This is a genomic window from Dermabacter sp. HMSC06F07, assembly GCF_001807345.1.
In the GTDB taxonomy this organism is placed as follows: Bacteria; Actinomycetota; Actinomycetes; order Actinomycetales; family Dermabacteraceae; genus Dermabacter; species Dermabacter hominis.
Genome location: NZ_KV788578.1, coordinates 1 through 21,847 on the forward strand (window position 1 = coordinate 1; position 21,847 = coordinate 21,847).

A 21,847-nucleotide genomic window follows, 5' to 3' on the forward strand; every position below is an offset into this window, starting at 1 on the left:
CTTCTTCACCTTGAACGAAGCATCCTTCGGGTCGTTTGTATATGTGCACACCACATTCGGGGCGCCCCGCTCCGTCGTCTCCGGAATCGTCACGCCGTATTCGTGAGCGCTCTTTTCCGCAAGCGAGAGTTGTACGCTGTCACCATTTCGGTAGTGGGCTCTACACTCGACAGAAGTCGTGTACTTGTCCAACGTAGAAGCGGAACCACTGGTCATCTGCTCTCGAATGAGATATTCCTCACCGGACCGAACAATTGCGGGGCCGATCTGATCGTCTTGTACTCCCTTGTTGCTTCCGCGGGTTTCTGCTGTAGCAAAAACTCCACTTTCTGATTGGTCATCAGCAGTCAGTTTGAACTGGTCTGATTCCGCAGCGCGGTCAACCACGTTCTTCCTAACTTCAAGAGTCGGCGGATAATTGCAGGACGCGAGATCGGTGTTGATCATGCCGGAAGTGCCGTTAATACCGGTCGCTACTCGGTCGAATGCGAACGATGTCGGGTCGTACGTGAACACCGATGTGGTCGTAGCAACGATCAATGAGCCATCGCTATCTGTAGCAAGACTGTTCGCGACGCCATCTCCAGATTTGATCATTCTTGACGCAATTGAGTTAGCCTGGACCTGTTGGAGCCCACCGCTGTTCTCGGTCGGAAGGGCGTCAGTGGACAAAGAGACGAGTTTTACCTGCGAAGAACCGTTCGATGGTGCCTTGGCGAACAACAGGTGGAAGTTGCCAGCCTCGTCAAAGACAATGTCGCCATTCGCATCATTTAGGCTGTACCGGTTGTTCTTTGACTCGACTGGGATTTGCGCGACGTGGCGGAGTCGACCGTCCTTTGGGTCGATAGATCGCAGGTTGAAGTATAGGTTGTAACCGCCAGCAGAATTTTGCGCCTGATGGTAACCGCCGAAATAGTAACGCCCATCAGCAGGGTTCACAGCGCCAGCGATGAGGTCCATATTCTGCGTGCTCTGAGTGAGTCGGAAGAAAGAAAACTTATTTTGTCCGTCTTCTGTCAGTTGGATGCGCTGCGGGTTGTTCCCGTTTGCGTCGTATCGGAATAGTTCGAAGTTGTTACGGATTCCGTTATTCCATGCGCCGTTCTGGTCGTAAGAACCGATAGACCAGCCCCGGAAGGCGTAAAAGCCCTGTCCGTCAGGTGCAACACCGAGGCCGTTGACCTGTACTTTTCTAGCGTACGCAGGGTCGTAGCCCAAATAGTCGTCAGTGAGCGGGAAGCTCGTTGCTAAATCGACGTTGCCATGGTTGGCAGCCCCGGGGGCTGCGCCCGTATTGATCTTCCTGAGCTGCCCGTTCTCGAGAACACCGTACGATGTATTCGGTGCGCAAACTGCGGGGTTTGGTTCTGCACTTGCCGGCAACGGCTTGGGAAGCGCAGGCAGCCCCATTCCTACAAAGCTAAGCACAATTGCAATCACGCTAAATACTGACAGCGGTCTTAGCCTAGACTCTCTGATACGCATCTGATCTCCTCGTTTAGCCTCATACGTCGAAGCTGCTCTCCGGGAAGACGGAGAATCCCTGCGAGCGGGCAGCCTTGTTTCATGACACTAAGCACACTACCTCCAAGACAACTCTGGGGCAATACTCAGCCCCCCCCTCAGAGTAGGAACCGCCGTTGCCCCGTCCGAAGCCTCTTCTCGCCCTTGACCCCCCAATCGCCGAATCAGCCTGCCCAATCCCGAGCAACGCAGATGCCAGCGTTTTTGTCAGGGCAAGTGCGCACTGGGCGCCTCAGCCAACCTCAGCCTGCACCGGTCTCTGCCATGGCGCAATTCATGCGCTTTTCGCCAAACCTAGAGCATGAACTACTGTTCAGTATGTCGAACAGGGCGCTGGCAACCTCAAGAGAAGTCTGTGAACTTCCTGTCAGTCCAGCGTTGTTCCACTACAGTTGCAACCGCAGGCACAAAGCGCCGGAGCTGACTTCCCGGGCTCGTATCCCCCTGTAGGAGCGCCAGACCTTTTCGCGTTCACCCTGAGCTTGGCCTGCAATCCCCGGGCCACTCATCATGAGACCGTTGCCTCTCTGACGCGAAGCCAGGTATATCGACCGCACCTACACGGTGTCCGCCGCAGAAGCCAGCGCGGACGAGGCCGAGGGCGGAGAGCACCAGTACAAAGCTAAGGCTCGCTGGCGTTACCGTCAGCAAGCCCTAGCTTCTCAAAACAATACATTGCCTCCATAGCTGCGAGGTTTGTTCAAATAACCGGCGAGCGGCCCTTAAAGCTCATCCGCAGGACACCACGTTTGCTGAGGTTGACTTCGTCTTCTTCGCCATCTCAGGGGTCATCGCGCCACCCATCAACCCACCCCATGAACCATAGTTTGAGTTGTTCATGCTTGAGCGCCCACCTGAACGCTTGGACGCCAGTCCAAGAACCTACATACGCCCAGCCGAAGGAACACGGCAGGTTCCTGCGCGCCTGCCAGACTCGATTGCGAGCGCTCATTTAGAAGCATTCGCCGGCGCGTTTCGGGTCAATCACGGGGTGGGCTACCGCAATGATCGCCAACGCGGCGATTACCGACGCGTAGATCACCAACCTGCCGGCGTCGAAGATCACCACCGGCACCCTGTCTGCGGCGCGAATTGCGGCCGGGTCGATCACTTCCGACAAGATTACGATCTCCAACGGGTTCATCAAGACGGCGATGATCGCGGATGCGGCGATCACCTCGGCGAAGATCGGTGCGCTCGACACGGGCAAGATTACCACTGGTGTGCTCAGTGCCGCGCGTATCGGGGCGTGGTCGATTACGGCGGACAAGCTCGCAACCAACGCCATCCAGGTGGGGCTTGCGGATGGACGGGCACCATCCGCATCGGCCCCACGCAAATCGCCTGGTACAACGGGTCCACGTTGGAAGGGACCATCACCTCGTCGGGGATGCGGTTCTACTACGGCTCCCATTATATCGGATGGACCGGGCAGCAATCGAAAGCCGGGGCAGCGGACATCCGTGGCATCTCGAACTCGTTGGAATACACCGGCGACTACATCAGCTGGTCGTACAAAACGACCTCAACGAGCACCACCTACACGACCATGCTCGCCCTCGACCCGAGGGGCAAGTTCTACGGTCGGTCGGGTGTTCACCTCGGTGCTTCGCTACGCACCCATGGGCACGACTTCTATACCCAAGGCAACCGGATCATCATCCCGCAAGACTGCACCCTCAAAGGTGTCGGCACTTATCCCGGCTGGGCAGGAAGTAGCGGCAGAGCCAAGGTCGTGTTTCACACCAACGACCTGTACGTGATCAGCGGCAATACCTTCTACAACATGACCAGCGTGTTCAACCGCGTCAAAGACCTCATGTCACGGATGAACTCACTGATCTCGCTGCTGAACCAAGGCTGGGTGAAAAACATCAACAGTGGCGCAAGCGGCAACATCACCTGGAACTACTTCAGCAACACCGGGCGGTCGTCCATGTCGACCACATTGAGATAACCGAACAGAAAGGACTTCCTATGCGTTTCCTCCTACCGGCACACCAGATCCGTCCCTCGATCGCGCTGCTTAACGACATGCCGTTGACAGGTGGCGCGTCCAGGGCACGCAGCAAACTCGTCCGGCTCCTCGAGCAGGCCTATGCCAGCTTCGCCGAAGACGAATATGAGCTTGTGCGCGCTCACGCTGTGTGTGATGAGGACGGTCAACCCGTCATCGATGACGACGGGACGGTCACTCTGGCCGATCCGGATCACGCCACTGGGTTCCACGCCCAGCACCAGGCGCTGCTGTCCCAGCGCGTCGAGGTTGAAGGCCCCACCTATGAGCATCACGGCCACGACGTCGTCAGCATCCTCGACGCCTTGGAGATGGAACTGTCTGGCAGCGCGGCAGCTGCCTACGACGCGCTCTACGACGCCATCACCGAATCCCTCGCCGGGGGTGAGCAGCACCCATGAGCACCTCAACCATCACACCCGTGACCAGTGAGAACGCCGAAGAAGGAATCGTAGAGGTTATCGGCAGCGGCCCGAAAGCACTCTACGCGGTCTCGGCCACCCCAGCCGCAGCTCAACCGTCTGCCGCGCCCACCGAACACACCGGGACGATCAACCTGTACGAGCCGATCCTGGACATCCTCACCAGCCCAGAACTCTAACGCCCAACCGCACTGCCATAAGGCCCACACCACTTCGGTGTGGGCCTTTGTCGTGTGCCCACAAACGGGAAGGAACCCACTTTCTATGTCGTTCAAAGCTATCTGGGTCACGATCCAAACCGGCCTGGCCGGTGTCGGGGCCGTCATCGGCGCGTTCCTCGGAGGCCTCGACGGCCTGGTGTACGCGCTCATCGCCTTCGTCGTAGTCGACTACATCACCGGCGTGCTCGCCGCGATCGCCGAACGCCGCGTCTCCTCAGCCATCGGGTTTCGAGGCATCTCCCGCAAGATCCTCATCTTCACCCTGATCGGACTTGCCCACCTGCTCGACGTGCACGTCATCGGAACACCAGGGGCGCTACGCACAGCCACCATCGTGTTCTACCTGTCCAACAAAGGCATCTCCCTGATCGAAAACGCCACCCGGCTCGGAGTGCCCGTACCAGCACACATCCGCCGCGCCCTGGACCTGGTCACCCGCGATGTGACAGGCAAACCCGACCTCGAACACCACCCCAACCAAACCAACACCCCAGCAGAAAAGGAGAACCTCTGATGAAGAACTGGGCCACCCTCGAAGCCGACGAAAACTGGCTGATGAACAAACACGACACGAAAGGTCGCAACGACCGGAAAATCAACAAAATCATGATCAACCACAACGCAGGCAACCTCACCATCAAGTCCATCTGGGACGTGTGGCAGACCCCCCAAGCATCCGCCCACTACCAGGTCGACAGCCAGGGGCGCATGGATCAGCTCGACTGGGACCGCGACACCGCCTGGCATGCAGGCGACTGGGGTGCCGGCACCACCTCCATCGGTATCGAACACGCCGACATCCCCTTCAAGCCCTGGCGTATTCCCGAGGTCTGCCTCGACAACGGTGCCCACCTCGTCGCGGCCATCCCGAGATGACTGCCTGAAGCTGGCTGATTCCCTAGTGCATTGCAACACAGATGGACTTACCCGCGAACCGACTTGGTCGGTTCCCCCATTGCCTGCTGGCATCTCATGTTCGATAGCCTGAGAGTCCGTACACAACGAAGGAGAGGCCGTCGCGGCAACAACGCGTAGAAGTCTGATCACCAAGCTCTTCCCGGAGGTAGCTGTGAGTGGAACCTTAACTGGAGTCGCCTCTGCAGTAGCTTCGCCGGCTCCAGTTAATACTGACAACTGCACGCTTAGCACTGGTGAGCAGCTTCAGGATCTGGAAGAACTCGAAGCCGCATTCCGAGCTCGCACCGCTCGCCAAAGCTCCACGCCCGTAAGTGACGAAGCATCATGAAAAATTCGGAGACCTTGCTCGGACGGCTTTTTCGAGTTGCCATCGTGCTCGTGGTTTACAGCATCATTGTGGGCCTGCTCATCGCAGGATATGCCATAGTGGCGGGAAAAGCTGCAGACGAAGTGCTCGTGAACCTCTGGATCGCAGTCCTCTTGATGGGCCTCTATGTAGCGGTAGTTGCGTACCGAGAAGATGACAAAGATCGGTAGAGGGTACCGTGGCTGCCCTGTACCGGCGGGGCAGCAGATCGCGGCCGAGTTTGAACCAATGGTCGACGCTGTCGTGCCTGTGCCGTTTGATCCTGCGCTCAAAGACGGCGCCAAGGTCGACTTCACCCAGCTCGCCCTAGCCACACGGCGCGCATACCGCTAAGCAGCTGCCGCTATCGCATGAAACCTGCGCGGCGTGAGTGCACGAGGCTGGCCCTCATCGGTTGAACAGCTTCCACCCATCGGCTAACGCCGACTTCCGCATACGATTGTGCACACCGCCTTTTCCTTGCTTCCTACTGAAAGGCACAGCCGTGCTTATTGCATACCTTGATGAGTCGTATAACCGCGACTTCTACTTCATCGGGGCCGCGATAGCCGCGGACGAACAGTGGAGTGCCCTCGATGCTGAGTATGAAGCCACTCGAGCTACGACCCGCGCACACCACGACATCCCCGCCGGGGCTGAGTTTCATGGCCACCAAATCATGGACGGCAAAGGGGAGTGGCGCGCCTTGCGCGGCAAACACCGCGAGGCAGCGGGCGTCTACACCGCCGTCTTGACCGCTAATCACGCCGCAGGAGTCCAGTACATCTTTCGTGGCGTCGATGTGGCACGCCTCAACGCACGCTACTCATACCCCTACCCACCACACACGGTGGTGCTCAGCCAGCTGCTCGAACGCATCAACGACTACACACGACTTAACAGCCCCACCGCGGAAACAATCATCGTTGCCGACGAAATTGCCACCCAAGACCAACACCAGGCCCAGTTTAGAGTCCACCAGGAGCTGGGCACAGGGGGCTACCGAACCAGCCAACTTGAACACATATCACCTCCCATCAACTTCGCAAACGCCCGGCTTTCTACCGGACTGCAAGCTGTCGACATGGCTACCTACATACACCGCCGCACTGCTACACCCGGCCAAACACAGCACCCAAAAGCCCAAGCCGTCACAGACCGACTCGCGCAGCTCATATACTCCTCCACTTCAGAGCGCAGCATCTGGTACCCCCAAAATAACGAAGGCCCCACAATCGTGGGGCCTTCGGCAGGCAACGTACCGGTAGCCGGTCCGTTGTGACACCAGTTTACGCTCGGCGCCGCTCGGCGCCAAGCCTTTCACCTCAAAAACTAGACACCTCTCATGCACGCCCTCTCCACGGAGACGGCAAACAGCCCCGCTACTACGCCATAGATGATGGGATGGGTGTGCGTGTTCTCGTGCGGGAACGGCTTCATCAGAACGCAACGGGTGCTCCCTTGGGGCGTGCTTTATGCGACTGCGTCAGCACGAGCCCATTGACGCGCCCCAGAACGCCGCACCTCTATTCGTGAGCCGCTTTCGTTCACAGGGCTAGATTTGGCGACACAGTGTCGAAGCTGCCCACGACGCGCTCACACGTGGCAGCCTGCCGAGCAAAAAGCAAGCGTCGGAATCTCGCGGGTTTTGTGGTGCCCGACGGCGGCCGCACCCCTTCGATACTCTCTTCCCTGAAACGGAGGTCGAGGGCATCATGACGAGCCTCCGGTTGATCCGCGCGAACGCCGATCCTGAGCAGAAGCGCGCCTGATGGTCGGTGCCCGATGGGCGCGCCGTGTGGTGTGCCCTACACGTGGCACTAAGCGTTTGTGTGAGGGGCCTGAACTAGGCTAGAGTGTTTCCTCGTTGGAGTTACGTACGTTGCTCCAGGAGGGCCTATAGCTCAGTCGGTTAGAGCGCTGTCCTGATAAGACAGAGGTCGCTGGTTCAAGTCCAGCTAGGCCCACTCAACGAACGGAGGCACCGTGAAGTATCTACGCGCACTTCTCTTGCTCATCGCCTCCACCGCCGTCGGTCTTTTTGCCTGGCGGAAAGTTGAACAAAAACAGTTGAGAGATGATCTTTGGCAAGACGCCGAGGAGCAGACCCGCTGACATACCGGGGGCTATGGCGCAATTGGTAGCGCACCTGCTTTGCAAGCAGGGGGTTACGGGTTCGAGTCCCGTTAGCTCCACCAGATCAGGCGTACTAGATCACCTGACATCGGCAGATGTGGGTGTGAGGGCGGCGAACGGCTCGTTGAGCTGAATCGCCGCTTTTTATCTTCGGTGATAGCGATGCGCTAGTAGAAGATTTGGTTGGCGAAGCGTTTGTCGTGGTCCTCCGTGCGCTCGTACATAGTGGCGCAGTCGGCGAGTAGTCGTAGTCCGGTGGCGAGGTATCCCCGGAGGCCTTCGCAGTCGCGTCGTTCCGTATCCAGCCGTCGACTGACGTCGTTCGTGACAACCCGGATGCGGTCTTGGTGTCGATTGATGGTGTCGAAGGCGATGGCTCGGGAGTGCTCGACAAAGCGTCGATCGAATGCGGCCTCGACCTGCTTGCGAGCTGCGTATAGCTGCTCGGGGTGATGGTGGTGTGTTGGTAGAAATTTTGGCAACGAACTGCCCAGCTACGCCGACGGGCGCAGCCTTACGTGTACAGATGGTGCACTTCGTGGCTCGGCCGGTGCAGATGTAGTGGGCGTAGCGTATGTCTTGTTTGTTACTGGTGTAGCCGAGTAATAGGCGGGACTGGCAGCTGCCCCAATAAGAGTCCCTTTTTAGGTAGTGCTCTCGTTTGCGGCGACGTTCCGACGCCGTAGCACCGGTGTCCAGGAAGGTCTGGGCGCGCTGCCAGGTCTCGGGGTCGCCGATGGGTTCGAGCACACCGGGATGCACGGCGTCTTGGTAGCGGACCTGTCCTACGCAGTAGGCGTTGGGCAGCAGTATGAAGGACGTGGAACGCCCGGCGGTCTCGAGGGACGCTTCGGCGTTGGGACGGTGGTCAAACCGCGGGCGACGGCTTCGACTAGGAGGTCGCGGCGCTAGCGCGCCTTGGCGACCTCGCGCGAATGAAGCGTATGAGTGGAATCACCGATGAGTTCCCGACCGTTAACACGGCCGACCGCAGCCGTGCAGGCGATAAGGCTCGTCGAGAGCGGTCACTGAATCCCCCACTTGTTGACGGCATCCAGCGGGAACACCGGTGTCGGTGGACACGCCGGGCTGTGTATGCATGGACGTCGCGAGCATCGCCTACGGTGGCAAGGGGGTGCTCATGTGCATTCTCCCAACTGGTTGTCGATGAAGCGCTGCGCCCTCGGAGGTAGAGACCACCAAAACCCGCCGAAGCCAAACGATTCGCGTTCCGCGCTGGTGAATACCTGTGTCATCGTTTCCGCAATTTTGCGCGCGTCAGAAGTGGGGAACATTGCAGCACGCGCGTCCGGATCGCTTGCGACGACCTCAAATGCTGGATCAGCCCGTTTCTGGTTCATCGCGGATGCCGCCGGATATGCGCTTCCGTGATGCTGGCCCTCGGCGACCACAATCAAGCAGTACAGAATGTCGAACTGGCAGAGCGAGTTGAAGAGCGCGTCGTTGTGCGTGAGATCGCTGGAGTCTGGCACCGCGCTGTCGGGTATATCAGGACGCATGGCCTGGTGCTCGCTCATCAGTACACGCGCCGCAGAGATCATCATGCCGCCCCTGTCCTTTGGAAAGAGGTCTGCACGGCTGGCGCCGACTTGTCCGTGTCTGATCCAGGACGAATAAATGTAGGCGTCACCGTTGGTCGGGTACGGGCGAAGGACAAGGTTGTGAACAACGGTCCACTGTCTAAGGCGGACGGCAAGACTGCCAAGGACATACACACGCGTGATGATGTCGAGTCGTACGGCGGCCTCTCCTTGAGCGAGCTTGGCGTAGGCGTCGAAGAGACTATCGACGGCTTTACCGGCAATGTCGTCGCGTTCGAAGTACATCGCGTCAGCGGCGAGGATGGTTATCTTGGCCAGAGCCGCCCGGTGTTCAACAGGATTGCTCACCAGCGCGGCGGCCTGTGTGAGGAATTTGCGTAGTTGGAGGTCGTTGGCGGACTCTAAATGTGACACCACGGCTTCGCCGAAAGCGTCGTCCGCCATCCCAACGGACAAAGGGGCGAGGACGGGCTTAGATCCTCCCGCCCGCATGGCAGTAGCTAAGTTGGCGATCAACGAGTCGACATGTATGCGGGTTTCCTCGCGTAGCTGTTGGTCGCGGAAGCTCAGCAGATCGTTCCAGTGCGCGTGGCGAAGCGGAGTGTTCTTGGCCCCTTCGCGAACAAGAACGTCTCCTTCACGGAAAACCACAACCTGCTTGCCGTTCTGGCTTTGGAATTGTCCCAGCTTGCCCATCGGCACCGGAAGCCCATCGCGGTGGTGCGGAAGATAAATCATGACGACCTCATGTCCATCGATCTCGTGAATCTGCGAGATCACATGAACCTCGCCTTCGATGTACTTCCTGATCGTGTCGCCCAATCGGGCACTATCGAAGCGACTTCGATCGGCAATCGTGCCGGCAGAAAGAGCCAAAGTGCCATCGTCATTGACACCGACCAGGATGTAGCCGCCAGGCGGTCGGTTGCCCATCGAGACCGCGTCCTTGACGAAGTTCAACTCATCTCGCGTGGTCATTAAGTCCAGTTCTGACTTGAATTCCAAGTGTGTCTGCTCGGGTGCCTGGAGCAACTCGATCAGCTTCTCTCGATCGGTCCGTCCGTCGACGACGATCAAGCCCCCTCACCACCGTCGTCGATAGGACTGCCAGGGGAGGATCGAAACCCGCGCTGGCGACATCGACAGCGGGACGCCATGGCTTCCAAATTAGTTGCTTCCAGGCGCACTCGGAAGAATAGTGATTGCTCCATGGGCTCTCCCTTCGTCAACCTCGCTCGTCAAAACGCCACACGTGCGAACGTTCAGTGATCATGATCCAACTCTACGAGGTAGGTGGCACCGAGCGGGGTTGCCGCGGCGCTCTATCGATGGCGCGCGACGCCCGGGCGTAAACCGATCCCTGCAATGGGGCCGTGCGGTTCCCGATGCTTACCCGTTGGGGGAGGCGAGTCCGCGGCAGCGGTGCACGTGTGCTGGTGGTGGAGTTCCCCCACACCGAAAGAGAAACGTGCGTTGACTCATACTCAGCGGTATCCCTGCGGTAGCATCGTGTTGCCATCAGCAGCAAACAGGCGGTCCAGTTTCCGCCGAGATCGCAAGCAAAGGGCGTGGAGTGGCTGGTATCGAATCGGAGGTCTTGAGAGACTTTCTAGTTGAGTTGACCGCAGTTGATGATGTGCCGCGTCAGGTGGCCGAGAGTCTTGGTGTGTTGCTGGCGGCGGACAAGCTGCCGAAGTCTGACCATCTTGTGGCGCTCTACACTGATGCAAGTGGCGAGTCAATGCTGTGATCCAGGTTCAGAAGCTTCGTATAAAAGAGTTCCGAGGCATCCGCGACCTCGATCTCGACATGGGCAGCAAGTCTTTCGTCGTGGTCGGGCCGAACGGGTCGGGTAAGAGCGGAGTGGTAGACGCCATCGACTTCGCGTTGACGGGCAACGTCGCTCGCCTCAGCGGACCCGGCACGGGCGGCATTTCCATCGCGAAGCACGCACCACATGTGCACCAGCGTGACAACCCAGCCGCTGCTAGCGTCACGTTGACCTTCACACACCTAGCCAGCGGACAGACAGGCACTCTTACTCGCAGTGTGAAGACTGCAGGCCAGTTCACCCTGGAGCCCAAGACTCCCGAATTCGTCGCAGCCGTGGAATGGGCTGCCCGCCATCCTGAGCTGATCCTGACGCGACGTGAAGTCATTAAGTACGTCAACGCCGAGCCGGGGAAACGTGCGCAAGAGGTGCAGGCTCTTCTTAAGCTTGACCGTATCGACGAGATTCGTCGTCTATTCAACACGGCCCGCAACAAGACTAACGCTGCTGCAAGGAGCGCGGGCGACGCCGTCAAGTCCGCAGAGGATGCCGTCAAACGCAGTCTCGACATCACCGACCTACTGTCGAGCGAGGTCACGGTGGCGGTCAACAAGAGGCGTGAAGTGCTTGGGGTGGGAGCCCTCCCAGCAGTCAACCTTGAGACTGACCTTAGCGCCGGAGCCAAAACCGAAGACAGTCAAAGCGCTTTCAACCGGGCTTCTGCCATCCGGGACATTGAGGCCATTACCAGGTACATGGCCGAGCATGAAGAACTGGACAACGCAGCGAATGACCTGGGCGCGGCGTTGAGCGATCTCGATGCCGATCCCGCAATCCTCGAATCACTAAAGCACCGACAACTGGTCGAGACTGGCCTGCCACTAGTGATCAGTAACGTCTGTCCACTGTGCGACCTGGAGTGGCCCGACGTCGCATCGTTGCGACAACATCTGAACGATAAGCTCGTTCGGTCCGAGACAGCCGCGAAGCTGCAGCAGCGCATCCAGACCGCGGCGGGCAAGGTGACTGGGCAGCTTCGCGGCGTTCGGTTCTTGATCCATGCAGCACAGCCGCACGCCGTCACGTTGGGACAATCTGCGTTGCAGACGTCCCTGTTGGATTGGTCAAACGACCTCGCCGCGTTCGAGGCGAAGCTGGCGACAATCGAGTCCATACGCGATGAGTCCGAGCGCATCACCACCGATCCCTTGGCCGCTCCGTCGCCGATCGCTGATGGGCTGAAGACGCTTCAGGCGACGATCGAAGCACAGCCAGACCAGACCGCGACTGAGGCCGCACGAACCTTCCTCACTGTCGCCCAAGACCGTTGGACACAACTACGCCAAGCGCGAGCGAAAGCAACGAAGGCAACCGCAGCTCACAAAGTGGCGAACGAGGTCTACGAGAAGTACAACTCTGTGGCAGACGCGGCACTGACGACGCTCTACAAGACTGTCGAGACCGACTTCAGTAACTTCTATCGGCAGATCAACTCCGATGACGAATCATCCTTCAAGGCAGGGCTGTCACCCACCGCTGGGAAGCTCGACCTCGAAGTCGACTTCTACGGGCTCGGCATGTTCCCACCGATGGCCTACCACAGCGAAGGTCACCAGGACGGGATGGGGGTCTGCCTCTACCTGGCCTTGATCAGGCAGCTCCTCAAATCGGACTTCCGGCTTGCCGTTCTCGACGATGTCGTGACCTCCGTGGACGCTAACCACCGCCGACAGTTCTGCAAGCTGCTCAAAGACGTCTTCCCTGACGTCCAGTTCATCATGACGACCCACGATGAGGTTTGGGCGCGCCAGATGCAGTCCTCGGGTCTCATAGCTCGACGCTCGCTCGCTCGATTCCACGGCTGGACCGTCGATGGGGGGCCGTTTTATGGTCAAGGCGGCGACTTCTGGAGTCAGATCGAAACCGACCTTGCCAGTGACGATGTTCCTGGCGCGGCGCATAAACTGCGACGCAATCTGGAGTCGTCGCTGGCTGATATAGCTGCGAGCATCCAAGGCCAGGTCGTGTTCCGCGCCGATAACAACTACGACCTCTCATCTTTTTTCTCGGCAGTCAAAGGCCGGCACAGAGATCTGCTCAAAAAGGCCACCGCCTCAGCGAACTCATGGAACAACGACGCCGCGAAGCAAAAAGTTGAAGAGCTGAAAAACGAGCGAGCGACGGCAATACTCGCCCAGGACGAAGAAAACTGGGCAATCAACGCCTTAGTCCACAACAACGACTGGGCAACCATGACGAAAGCAGACTTCGCGCCGGTCGTTGAAGCCTGCAAGCAGTTCCTCGAAATGTTCACCTGTAGCAACGATGCGTGCGACGGGTGGATCTACGTTCTCGGCATCCCAGGAAAGGAAGAAGAACTCCGGTGCCCCTGCGGGGGCTTTAACCTGAACCTACGGAAGAAGTAACGAGGTGCCTCTTGTGCTCCATGCGGTGGCGCGGCGGTTTGCACGATTGGCTCGTGAAACGTCACCACTTCTTCCGAGTGACTTGTCGGGGAGTACTTAACCCCGACCTGTTAACAGCGGACCGAGCCTGTGTCGTCGGGGAACTCCACCTAGACCGTGAACATTAGCGCGTCGTTCTCAGGAGCGGGCTCGTCTTCACGGGTCCCAAGGACGAAGCGTAGGTTGAATATGAGCCCGCTCCGGATCTTGGCCTCAATGGCCCGCGCAAGCTCCTCAGGGTCTATCCCATCGAGCCCGGCTTTGCGAAGCGAGGCTCCGTGACCATGGGTCTCGCTCGTCACGTAGATATATCGTCGGTAGTCGAGATCAAGTTTTAATTCACTCAGCGAATTCTGCGCGCCACCAAGCGCGGTCAGAGTGAGCGCACTGTCCTCGTCGGCCCACTCCGGTACGCCGTTGTCCATGCGGTGGTCGAATACCACGCCGTAGAGCGTCTGCTCAACTCCGACGAGCCGGAAATCGTGGCCCCTGGGGGCAGGGTGATATGCGGTGAGCCGCCCTCGTCTTCTGGAACGACGAGCGCATCGCCGTCGCGGATCGCGTACTGCGGAAGCAGCATGAAGGACTTGAGTGGAGTCCATGTCGAGCAGTCGATGTTCCCAAGTACGGGGCCGTCGAGTTTCGCAACGCGGCGTCCATCGCGCGGACCTGTGTTCGCGACATGTTCGTGAGATAGGGACGTAGTACTGCTCAGTGGCCAATCGAGGAAAGTCGTTCGTGCGGACCAGGTGCTCGTCCAGTTCCTTCCACACCCAACCGAGCGGCGCGTTGAGGATGTCGCCCTGGCTTATCGCAGTCCGCTGAGGTCCGTGACGCCAGAGCGCAGACAACCAAGACTACGAGAATTCCAAACCATAGAGGTCGCTCCCGGCAGCGGTAGAGTCGAAGACGAAAGCAAACTCCGCATGCATCGCTCGGGGAGTCAGGCCCACCGTAAGTCGGCGTACTCCACGCCGCCCTCGGCAAGTCCGCGAGTCGTTTCGCGATGCAACACACGAATCCCCTCGCCGACATTTTGCTGTCGAGGCGAAGTGCTTCCGCGCTCGATGAGGCGTACAAGACGGTGTGGTTGTTCATCGAGTGAATAGTGAAAGCGAGCCTTGTTTCGCCGGTAGAACCTCGAACTTGCTGCTCATGTTCTGATCGTCCCACAGTGAGTCTTTCGCTGAAAGTATTTGGCTACTCGATCGGAGATGTCGCTGTCTTGCTGTCGCTACCGTGTAATCGACTGCCCCCTGTTGCTCCGGGTGCGATCCTGTATCGGCCGTAGACCCCGGTTCGCAACGAGCGCTAGCCCGTCGATAAGGGGCCAGCGCTCGCTTGGATAACGCAGCATGTCCTTGGCATGCGTCCACACAGTCCTTCGGTGGGCGTCGAACCGGCGGCAAATCGAGGTCCTGCCCGATCCGTTAGTGCGGGTGGTTCGGATCGCGTCCACTTCGGTCTCGGTGCGTTGTCTTCGAGACCGCCTCGTTGGGTTCAGCCCCCCAGACTCGGGTTCCACCGCGCATGGCTCCTCGTATTCCAATGCCCGAGCCCGCCGCCCCCACGCGACATTCAGTCGCTCCAACCGCTTCCACGTGTTCGACCTGAGCCCACCGGCGTCCGCACATAAACCCCAGGTCGGCTAGAGCCGGCCTGGGGTTTCTTCATGCCTTAATACGCGTGATCGGTGGTGCCGAACCGAGGTGGCGAATCCCCGGAAATGGGGTGGCAAATCCCCGCGCGTAGGGTGGCAAATCCCTGGAAATGGGGTGGCAAATCCTCGCTTTTTCTGCGTGGAGGAGCATAGAATAAGCGCATGAACTCGGTAAACACCCACATTCCCCGACATGCGGTGTCGATTGCGCGGGAGATCCTCGAGGACTCGCCTCTGCTCGTTGTGCAGGGTGCGCGCCAGGTGGGGAAATCAACGCTCGTGGGGCAGGCTGTTGATCCACAACGCGCTCATATGGTCACCCTCGATGATCCGCTTGAGCGAGCGTTCGCGGAAGCGGACCCGGCAGCGTTTTTACAACAGGCGCAAGGTAAGACTCTTGTGGTCGATGAGGCGCAGCGAGTTCCGGCACTCGCACTTGAGTTGAAACGCACGATCGATGCCGACCGACGCCCGGGACGATTCGCGATCACCGGGTCGTCCGATCTGCTGCGCACCCCTGGTGTCTCTGATTCTCTCGCGGGTCGCGCGGAGTTTCTCCGCGTGTATCCGCTTACGCCGGGCGAAACTATGGAACGGCCAGAGCCCGAGGATTGGGTCTCGTGGATTCTTGATGGCGCAGCGGGAGCAAATGCTGGCAAGGTCTCGTACTGCGGCGGGGATGAGCTTCGAGTCATGGTCCTCGCCGGCGGCTACCCGCTTCCCGTGCAGCGTGAAGGGGAGCGTCGCAAAGCACGGTGGTTCGATTCGTATGTCACTTCACTCATCGAACACGATGCGCCTCAGCTCGCGGGAGGCCAGTTCCCTTCCCAGTTGCGAGCACTCTTGCGGCACGTCGCGGAGCAGGGCCAATCGGAACTCGTGAAGGCGAAAACGGCACGTGCTCTCGGGATTGGCGAGACGGCACTCGGGGACTATCTCGCTCTCGCTGAGCGCATGTACCTTCTTGATGTCACGCCCGGGTGGGGAGTGGGTTTCACGAATCGCGTGGTCAAGCGCCCGAAAGTCGCCGTGGCTGATTCGGGCCTTGCCGCGTTTTTGTCGGGGCTCACGCTCGAAAAGACGCGCGTCGCGGGAGGCGCGGAGCTTTTCGGGGCAACACTTGAGTCGTTTGTGGGGGAGCAGCTGCGCGCGCAATCGACCTGGTCACGGGAGCGATTCAGCCTCCACCACTATCGCGAACGAGATCGGGAGATCGACGTTGTTGTTGAACTTGCCGATTCTCGCTTGATTCTCATCGAAGTGAAGGCGGCCGAAACCGTGACGGAACGCGCGTGGAAAAACCTTGATGTGGGGTCAGCTCCCTTCAAGGACAGAGTCGCGGCGCGCGTGGTGCTGTACTCGGGAACGCGCGCAGTCACCATGAAAAACGGAGAAGTCCCCCTCCACATTCTGCCGGTTTCGAGTCTTTGGCAGCATCCTTAAAACAGTCCATTTCGCCGCGGAGCTTGAAGACGAAGCCCTGGCGCACAAGCTCACCGAAGGTCGCTAAGGTACGCCAGGGCTTTTGCGCCGCAGCATGAGGCGGCGTCGACATTGTTTAGAAGTAGGTCACGCACCACGGCTCGCGGCGGCGCTGCAGGAGGATGCCGAGCTTGTCGACCGCGTCCTCGTCGCCGCGCACCCAGCCCACCGTTTCGAGGGCCTGGATGTTGACGCCGCCAAGGAGAGTCGAGCCGAGAGCCGGAACATCGATCTCCACCTGCGGCTCTCCTTCATAGGGCTCGCACGTGCCCTTGCCATCCTGAACGGTGAGGCGCCAGGTGCCGTCGGCAAACCCCATCGAATCCACCACGCGGAAGGTGATGTCACCTTCGGTGTAGTAGTTGCGGGCTTCAAGCAGCGCGGCCGGGTCGATCACGCGCAGCCACAGGAAGTCGTTGTGCTCGTTGATGTGGTAGCGGCGGCGGTCGGCGAGAGCCCACGGGAGGTGCTCGTCGTTGCGGGCATTATCGAAGCGCACGCGGCGCACGAGATCGAGGGAGCCGAGGAACTCCCACATGGCGATGCTTGCGTCGGTTGTGCAGGGCACGAAGTCGATGACGTCGAGGGCGCCGCCGCGGCTCTCAAGGCGCCATGTCGCGTACCCGTCGAGCTCACCCTTCTCGTTCCAGTGGCCGATCGCGCGGGTCTTGTTGTTCGTTTCGCGCGTGGGCTTGTCGATCGAGCCGTTTCGGATTTCCATCTCGGGCGCGCAGCGGCTGATGGAGCCGGTTTGGCGCGCGTGGAACTTCTCAAAGACGTGGCGGGAGGCTTCCGCGAGCTGGGTGACGTCGATGTATTCGCACCTGCCTTTGATGGGCGCGGACACGCTGAAGCCCGAGCCGGCGTGCAGCTCGACGGAGGTACTGAAGATCGCGGGGCCGAAACCGAAACGCCCGTAGATTGCTGCTTCGGTTGCGGTGAGGGCCGCAACCGCGAGCCCCTTTTCCTTCGCGTCCTTGAGCGATTCCGTCATGAGGGTCGTGGCGATGCCCTGGCGGCGATGGGAGGCGAGCACGGTGACTTCGCTGATCTGGTGGCAGTCGATGACCTTGCCGCCAACGTTGAGTGAGCCTTTCCAGTCCATGAACGTGGCGACGGGAATGTCGTTGCCGAGGCCGTAGGTGGGCCGTTCGGAATCGAGAACGGTGCGCGCGGTCGCCTGACGCTCCGCGTCAATCTTCAATTGATGTTCGAGAAACTTCTGCGAAGGGTAGGGGTCGTGAAAGCCCTGCTGGACGGCGGTGAGCCATGCGGGGTACCAGGGGTTGTCGTTCGGGTCGGCGCTTGTGACGTGATGGGTTTCATACTTGAGATTCACGAGTGTGAGGCTAGCAAAGTAGGGTTTGGGGCAGCTGTGCCTGGGGAGAGGAGCGTGCGATGCCTGCACTTGTGTTCGATGCGGTGTCGTTTTCGTTCTCGTCGCGCCCCCTCCTTGACCGAGTCAGTTTTCGGGTGGGGGCAGGCGAGCGTGCGTTCCTGGTGGGCCCGAACGGCTGCGGAAAAACGACGCTTTTGCGGCTCGCGCTCGGGGAACTTCGCCCGGATAGTGGCGCGGTCGCGTGGGAAGGAATGGGGTCCGACGCTCGCCAGCCTCCGTCGGCAGAAAACTTTCCGGGCAGCGTTGGCGACTATTTCGATGAAGCCCTCGCACCCGTGCGCGCTCTCAGCACCGAGTTTGAACGGGTCACGGCACGCATGGCAGCGGGCGGGGGTGAAAGCTCCGACGATGCCCGCGAGTACGACGCTCTACTCGCGCAGATGACAGCGCGCGAAGTGTGGTCGCTTGACGCTCGCATCGACGAGACCCTTGCAGGTCTTGGCCTCGGTATTCTCGCCGGTGAGGGTCGGGCTCGGCATGTCGACACTCTTTCGCCAGGTCAGCGAGGGCGCCTCCCGCTTGCGGCAGTGCTCATAGCGAAGCCGGAGGTGCTCGTTCTTGACGAGCCCACCAACCACCTCGATGCAAAAGGCGTGGCCTTCCTCGCCGATACGATTCGCGCGTGGGAAGGGCCGGTGCTGATGACGAGCCATGACCGCGCATTCATTGAGGAGACGGCGACCGCGATTTACGACCTGGACGTCGCGACCTGGCAGGCCCTTGCAACGGCAGAAGGGCACGATCTGCACGGCGTGTATCGCACCAATGGCGCGTACTCGGCGTTCCTCGAGGCGAAGCAGAAGGCTCACCGGGCGCATGCCGACATCCACGCCGAGCAGCAGAGCGAAAAGCGGGAGATTTGTGCACACAGGAATGCCGCGCAATCGATCGCACGCGGCGGGGTGCGGCTCTCGGAGGCTGAAGGAAAGGCGAAAAAGTTTTTTGCCGATCGTGCGCAGGCAACCTCCACGCGGCGGAAGCGAAGTGACGACAGGCGCCTAGAGGCACTCGAGGAGCGGGAGGTCCGTCGGCCCCGTTCCTACAGTTTGACGTTCCCACTGGCGCCCGCAAACCACGCCACTGGTCTCGCCCTTTCGGCGCGTGAAGCCGCCGTGCACGGGCGCTTAGCGCCGCTCACCCTCGATCTTTCGCGCGGGGAGCACCTACTCGTGACCGGCGGCAACGGCGCAGGGAAAACAACCTTCCTTAACTGGATTGCGTCGGGAGCCCCGCCCGAAGGAGCAGAGGCGAGCGGCAGTATTTCGAGCGATCGCCCCGTAGGGTTTGTGCCGCAGCGACTGCCGCGCGTCTTCGACCCCGGTTTCACGCGCGAGGTATGGACTGAGGGGGTAGGGGAGCGCGGCGCCGGAATGCTCCACCCCTCGATGTGGCACACACGAATCGAAGAGCTTTCGGCGGGCAATCAACGACGCGCCCAGCTTGCTCTCGCGCTTGCCGAGGCGCCGTCGTTCCTCGTGATCGATGAACCCACCAACTTCCTCGACCTCGCCACCGTTGAAGCGCTCGAGCGGGCCTTCAATGAATGGTCGGGGACCCTCATCATTGCGAGCCACGACCGCTGGCTCATCGAACATTGGGAGGGGCGGCGGCTCGAGCTTTAATTGAGGAGGTCGTTTTTCGAGGTCGGCGCCGCGCAGCTCGCTTTCGGATGCTGATGCATCTCATTCCATAAAGACCAGCCCTCATCGAGGCTAAGGTCTCCGTCGGCGATGGTTTCCTTGAGGATCTCTACAGTGTCAATCGAGCGTATGCCTTGGAACTCTGCGAATTCCCGCGATTCGCGATCGTCTGACACCCATGTGGCCTGCATGAATTCAGCGCGTTGGAGGAGTGTGAGAGTCATGGCTTCGCCGAGGTGTTGTTTCGGTTTGGCGCTGCTTCCACCGAAAACAGATACGCGAATTTTCAGGGCCTGAATTTCTTCATCGTTCGTGAGTTCAATTGGTGTTCCGAGCGCCTCGCGAAGCTGTGCAACTGAATCGAAGGTGCTCTCCCAGTCGCGAAGTTCCTTCTCGATACCTTCGCATTGCGCACCCCTATTGCGTAGCCACGTGACGAGGAGATCAGTGCGCCGGACGCAAGCAAACGTCACGGCCACCGTTGTGTCGGGAAATATCGTCCGAGCGCTCACGCGGCGATCGCAACTTTCGCGCGTGCAGCGTTGCGCGCCTCGTCCATGTCGGCGATACCGGCGAGATCAGCGAAAGGCCTAATGGTGGTGCGTTTTTCGCAGTAGGCGAGGGCGAGGTCGTGAAGGAGACGTCGCGGCTTTCTCTCTTGGCAGTTGCGTTCGCGCCACGCACTATAGGGCTCCATGCAGAGGGGCGGGTCCGGCCACGCCCCCGCGAGGGTGGGCAGCTGCTGAACGTGAAACCTGCTGTGAACTCTCGCCGCAAGCGCGATGGGTGCGACGCGGAAGCGGTAGGCCTCGTGCGAGAGCTGTTCGGGTGACCAGGAATCACGATCAACCAGCTTGTCGCGAGGCATGAGAATGGCACTCGCGATTTCATTTGCGACCCGTTCAATGGGGTCAGCGCTGTCGTAGTCGATGACGTCTCGATGGTGAGAGGTGTTGTGTTCGCATACCAAGTGTGCGAGCTCGTGCGCGATTGTGAAGCGAATCCGCTGTGGGCTGTTGGTCGAGTTCGCGATGATTGCGCCAACCTGTTCGCTTCGCGCTTGAATGCAGTAGCCATCGATTCCCTTCGGCAGCGACGTCACCCACACGTCGATGCCGAACGCTTCCTCGATCGCGTTTGCCAGTTCATCCACTTCGCCGAGAATTCTGTCGCCAACGAACTGACGAATATGTTGGACGACAATTCCGGCAATTCGTTCCGGGGATGATTGCGGCGGGATTACCGGAAAAGAAAGTACGCTGCCAACTCCCAGCTCTGCGAGCCCGAGCCGTCTCTCATAGAGTTTCAAGGCTTTCTCGCCCAGTTCGGGGTCGAGATGAGCGTTCACACTTCCCCCAGCGCGTGCGGCTGCGGCGAATGGCAGCGAGGTACGCCCAATAAGTGCGTCGATGCTGAGCCCGAGGAAATCTGCAATCCAGGCGAGTTCAACCGCCTTGAAAGTGCGTTCGCCTTGGATTGAGCGTGTGAGTGCCGAAGCCTGCATGTGTGCGGCTTCGGCAACCTTTTTGCGGCTATGCCCTGAGTCATCAATGCAAGCACCGACGGCGGCGCCGATCGTGGCATTATCCATGTCGTCACTCTATCGTTCAAAATTGCGCTGAGCGCAAGAACTGTGTGCTAGGCCTCGAGGCCTTCAGGGCCTCCAGAAGCTCGTTACGTTCTTCTTCGATTCGATCTGGTAGTCGATGAATTCCGTGAGCAGCTCGTAGTCGAAGGGTTTGCTCCAAGGCTGGCGGGCGAGCATCGCAGTGCGGTCGGTTCCTCTCTTCTCCATGTACTCCTCAAAGTGATCCATCGTGGCTTTTTCGGGAGATACCGACATGTGCATTTTTGCTGCCGAGAATCCCACGATGAACGTTCCGTGATGCGTGAACATGGGCGTGTTCCACGCGATTCGCCTCTCGAGCTCGGGGTAGGTGGCCGTCACCCAGTCGAGTACTTCGACCATGCGATCGCGCTTCGGGCCCTCGGGCACTGTCTTGAGGAATTCCGTCAAGGATTTGATCGTCATGTGTTCACCCTAAGAGAGTGCGTGCAATGCTCAAGGTGGGTCGATAGTTTGGAGCCAGACCCGTGACCCGAGCCCTCCCGCAGAACTGCCCGACCACGACCGCACCCCGAAGTAGCGCCTTCTTGCCAGGGTTTGCGCCGCGCATGTGCGCGGCATGGGGTCCGACGGTTCCTGACCTGCCTTGGCCTAAAGGCCCCGAAGTCTCGCTGACCTGGATGTACTGGGGTTACCCGCAAATCGTGGACACGT

The 21,847-nt window shown here is 59.7% G+C and carries 22 protein-coding genes and 2 tRNA genes; 16 read left to right on the plus strand and 8 right to left on the minus strand.

All coding sequences use genetic code 11. The features are described from left to right. On the minus strand, positions 1-1,443 hold a 1,443-nt coding region (locus tag HMPREF3157_RS03750), incomplete at its 3' end, for a hypothetical protein (RefSeq protein WP_141740610.1). A 1,036-nt stretch (positions 1,444-2,479) separates the two neighbouring features. Further along, positions 2,480-2,731 (minus strand): hypothetical protein, encoded by a 252-nt coding sequence (locus tag HMPREF3157_RS10610; protein ID WP_210386258.1) that lies wholly within the window; start codon positions 2,729-2,731, stop codon positions 2,480-2,482. Positions 2,732-2,776: 45 nt separating this feature from the next. Between HMPREF3157_RS10610 and HMPREF3157_RS03755 the strand changes: the two genes are divergently transcribed. From HMPREF3157_RS03755 to HMPREF3157_RS03795, 11 genes are all read left to right on the plus strand, one after another. Next, positions 2,777-3,484: a hypothetical protein gene (locus HMPREF3157_RS03755; RefSeq protein WP_210386259.1), complete on the plus strand. Its 708-nt coding sequence runs from the start codon at positions 2,777-2,779 to the stop codon at positions 3,482-3,484. Between the two features lie 20 nt (positions 3,485-3,504). Continuing rightward, positions 3,505-3,945, plus strand: coding sequence for a DUF1617 family protein (locus tag HMPREF3157_RS03760; RefSeq protein WP_070435559.1), 441 nt, complete (start codon positions 3,505-3,507; stop codon positions 3,943-3,945). Then, positions 3,942-4,145: a hypothetical protein gene (locus HMPREF3157_RS03765; RefSeq protein WP_070435560.1), complete on the plus strand. Its 204-nt coding sequence runs from the start codon at positions 3,942-3,944 to the stop codon at positions 4,143-4,145. Before HMPREF3157_RS03760 ends, HMPREF3157_RS03765 begins: the two co-directional genes overlap by 4 nt. Before the next feature lie 85 nt (positions 4,146-4,230). Beyond that, entirely contained in the window at positions 4,231-4,701 is a 471-nt protein-coding gene (locus HMPREF3157_RS03770; RefSeq protein ID WP_070435561.1) for a phage holin family protein, read from the plus strand. Continuing rightward, complete coding sequence (locus HMPREF3157_RS03775) at positions 4,701-5,063, plus strand: peptidoglycan recognition protein family protein (protein ID WP_210386260.1); 363 nt, start codon at positions 4,701-4,703, stop codon at positions 5,061-5,063. The genes HMPREF3157_RS03770 and HMPREF3157_RS03775 overlap by 1 nt, the downstream gene beginning before the upstream one ends. 366 nt (positions 5,064-5,429) lie before the next feature. After that, positions 5,430-5,642, plus strand: a complete 213-nt coding sequence (locus HMPREF3157_RS03780; protein WP_070435562.1) for a hypothetical protein — start codon at positions 5,430-5,432, stop codon at positions 5,640-5,642. Continuing rightward, on the plus strand, positions 5,626-5,805 hold the full coding sequence (locus HMPREF3157_RS10500; protein ID WP_168161683.1) for a hypothetical protein: 180 nt from the start codon (positions 5,626-5,628) through the stop codon (positions 5,803-5,805). The genes HMPREF3157_RS03780 and HMPREF3157_RS10500 overlap by 17 nt, the downstream gene beginning before the upstream one ends. A gap of 151 nt (positions 5,806-5,956) precedes the next feature. Then, positions 5,957-6,733: a DUF3800 domain-containing protein gene (locus tag HMPREF3157_RS03785; protein ID WP_070435563.1), complete on the plus strand. Its 777-nt coding sequence runs from the start codon at positions 5,957-5,959 to the stop codon at positions 6,731-6,733. Between the two features lie 611 nt (positions 6,734-7,344). Then, positions 7,345-7,418 (plus strand) — tRNA-Ile (locus tag HMPREF3157_RS03790). A 19-nt stretch (positions 7,419-7,437) separates the two neighbouring features. Further along, positions 7,438-7,566: a DLW-39 family protein gene (locus tag HMPREF3157_RS10615; RefSeq protein ID WP_210386261.1), complete on the plus strand. Its 129-nt coding sequence runs from the start codon at positions 7,438-7,440 to the stop codon at positions 7,564-7,566. Between the two features lie 7 nt (positions 7,567-7,573). Continuing rightward, positions 7,574-7,649, plus strand: a tRNA-Ala gene (locus tag HMPREF3157_RS03795). Between the two features lie 1,077 nt (positions 7,650-8,726). On the opposite strand, the gene HMPREF3157_RS03805 is transcribed toward HMPREF3157_RS03795, so the two are convergent. Then, complete coding sequence (locus HMPREF3157_RS03805; RefSeq protein WP_070435565.1) at positions 8,727-10,226, minus strand: AlbA family DNA-binding domain-containing protein; 1,500 nt, start codon at positions 10,224-10,226, stop codon at positions 8,727-8,729. A gap of 496 nt (positions 10,227-10,722) precedes the next feature. Between HMPREF3157_RS03805 and HMPREF3157_RS10505 the strand changes: the two genes are divergently transcribed. Continuing rightward, positions 10,723-10,899, plus strand: a complete 177-nt coding sequence (locus tag HMPREF3157_RS10505; protein ID WP_168161684.1) for a hypothetical protein — start codon at positions 10,723-10,725, stop codon at positions 10,897-10,899. Continuing rightward, positions 10,896-13,346: an ATP-binding protein gene (locus tag HMPREF3157_RS03810; protein ID WP_070435566.1), complete on the plus strand. Its 2,451-nt coding sequence runs from the start codon at positions 10,896-10,898 to the stop codon at positions 13,344-13,346. Before HMPREF3157_RS10505 ends, HMPREF3157_RS03810 begins: the two co-directional genes overlap by 4 nt. Positions 13,347-13,495: 149 nt before the next feature. On the opposite strand, the gene HMPREF3157_RS03815 is transcribed toward HMPREF3157_RS03810, so the two are convergent. After that, a complete protein-coding gene (locus HMPREF3157_RS03815) occupies positions 13,496-13,828 on the minus strand; it encodes a hypothetical protein (RefSeq protein ID WP_070435567.1) in 333 nt (110 codons plus the stop codon). 1,379 nt (positions 13,829-15,207) lie between these two features. On the opposite strand from HMPREF3157_RS03815, the gene HMPREF3157_RS03820 reads away from it, so the two are divergent. Continuing rightward, positions 15,208-16,488: an ATP-binding protein gene (locus HMPREF3157_RS03820; protein ID WP_070435568.1), complete on the plus strand. Its 1,281-nt coding sequence runs from the start codon at positions 15,208-15,210 to the stop codon at positions 16,486-16,488. A gap of 115 nt (positions 16,489-16,603) precedes the next feature. On the opposite strand, the gene HMPREF3157_RS03825 is transcribed toward HMPREF3157_RS03820, so the two are convergent. Next, the gene (locus HMPREF3157_RS03825) at positions 16,604-17,866 is read right to left on the minus strand and encodes a GNAT family N-acetyltransferase (protein WP_070435569.1); all 1,263 of its coding nucleotides are present in this window, start codon (positions 17,864-17,866) and stop codon (positions 16,604-16,606) included. Positions 17,867-17,925: 59 nt separating this feature from the next. On the opposite strand from HMPREF3157_RS03825, the gene HMPREF3157_RS03830 reads away from it, so the two are divergent. After that, complete coding sequence (locus tag HMPREF3157_RS03830) at positions 17,926-19,548, plus strand: ABC-F family ATP-binding cassette domain-containing protein (protein WP_070435570.1); 1,623 nt, start codon at positions 17,926-17,928, stop codon at positions 19,546-19,548. On the opposite strand, the gene HMPREF3157_RS03835 is transcribed toward HMPREF3157_RS03830, so the two are convergent. The 3 genes from HMPREF3157_RS03835 to HMPREF3157_RS03845 form a co-directional block, all read right to left on the minus strand. Further along, positions 19,545-20,039: a hypothetical protein gene (locus tag HMPREF3157_RS03835; RefSeq protein ID WP_141740611.1), complete on the minus strand. Its 495-nt coding sequence runs from the start codon at positions 20,037-20,039 to the stop codon at positions 19,545-19,547. The two genes, HMPREF3157_RS03830 and HMPREF3157_RS03835, sit on opposite strands and share 4 nt — an antisense overlap. A 35-nt stretch (positions 20,040-20,074) precedes the next feature. Then, positions 20,075-21,157 carry an ImmA/IrrE family metallo-endopeptidase gene (locus HMPREF3157_RS03840; protein WP_070435572.1) on the minus strand — a complete coding sequence of 361 codons (1,083 nt, stop codon included), beginning with the start codon at positions 21,155-21,157 and terminating at the stop codon, positions 20,075-20,077. A gap of 63 nt (positions 21,158-21,220) precedes the next feature. Then, a complete protein-coding gene (locus HMPREF3157_RS03845) occupies positions 21,221-21,598 on the minus strand; it encodes an iron chaperone (protein ID WP_070435573.1) in 378 nt (125 codons plus the stop codon). A gap of 62 nt (positions 21,599-21,660) precedes the next feature. On the opposite strand from HMPREF3157_RS03845, the gene HMPREF3157_RS10620 reads away from it, so the two are divergent. Continuing rightward, a partial coding sequence (locus HMPREF3157_RS10620) for a hypothetical protein (protein ID WP_210386262.1) occupies positions 21,661-21,847 on the plus strand: 187 nt, incomplete at its 3' end.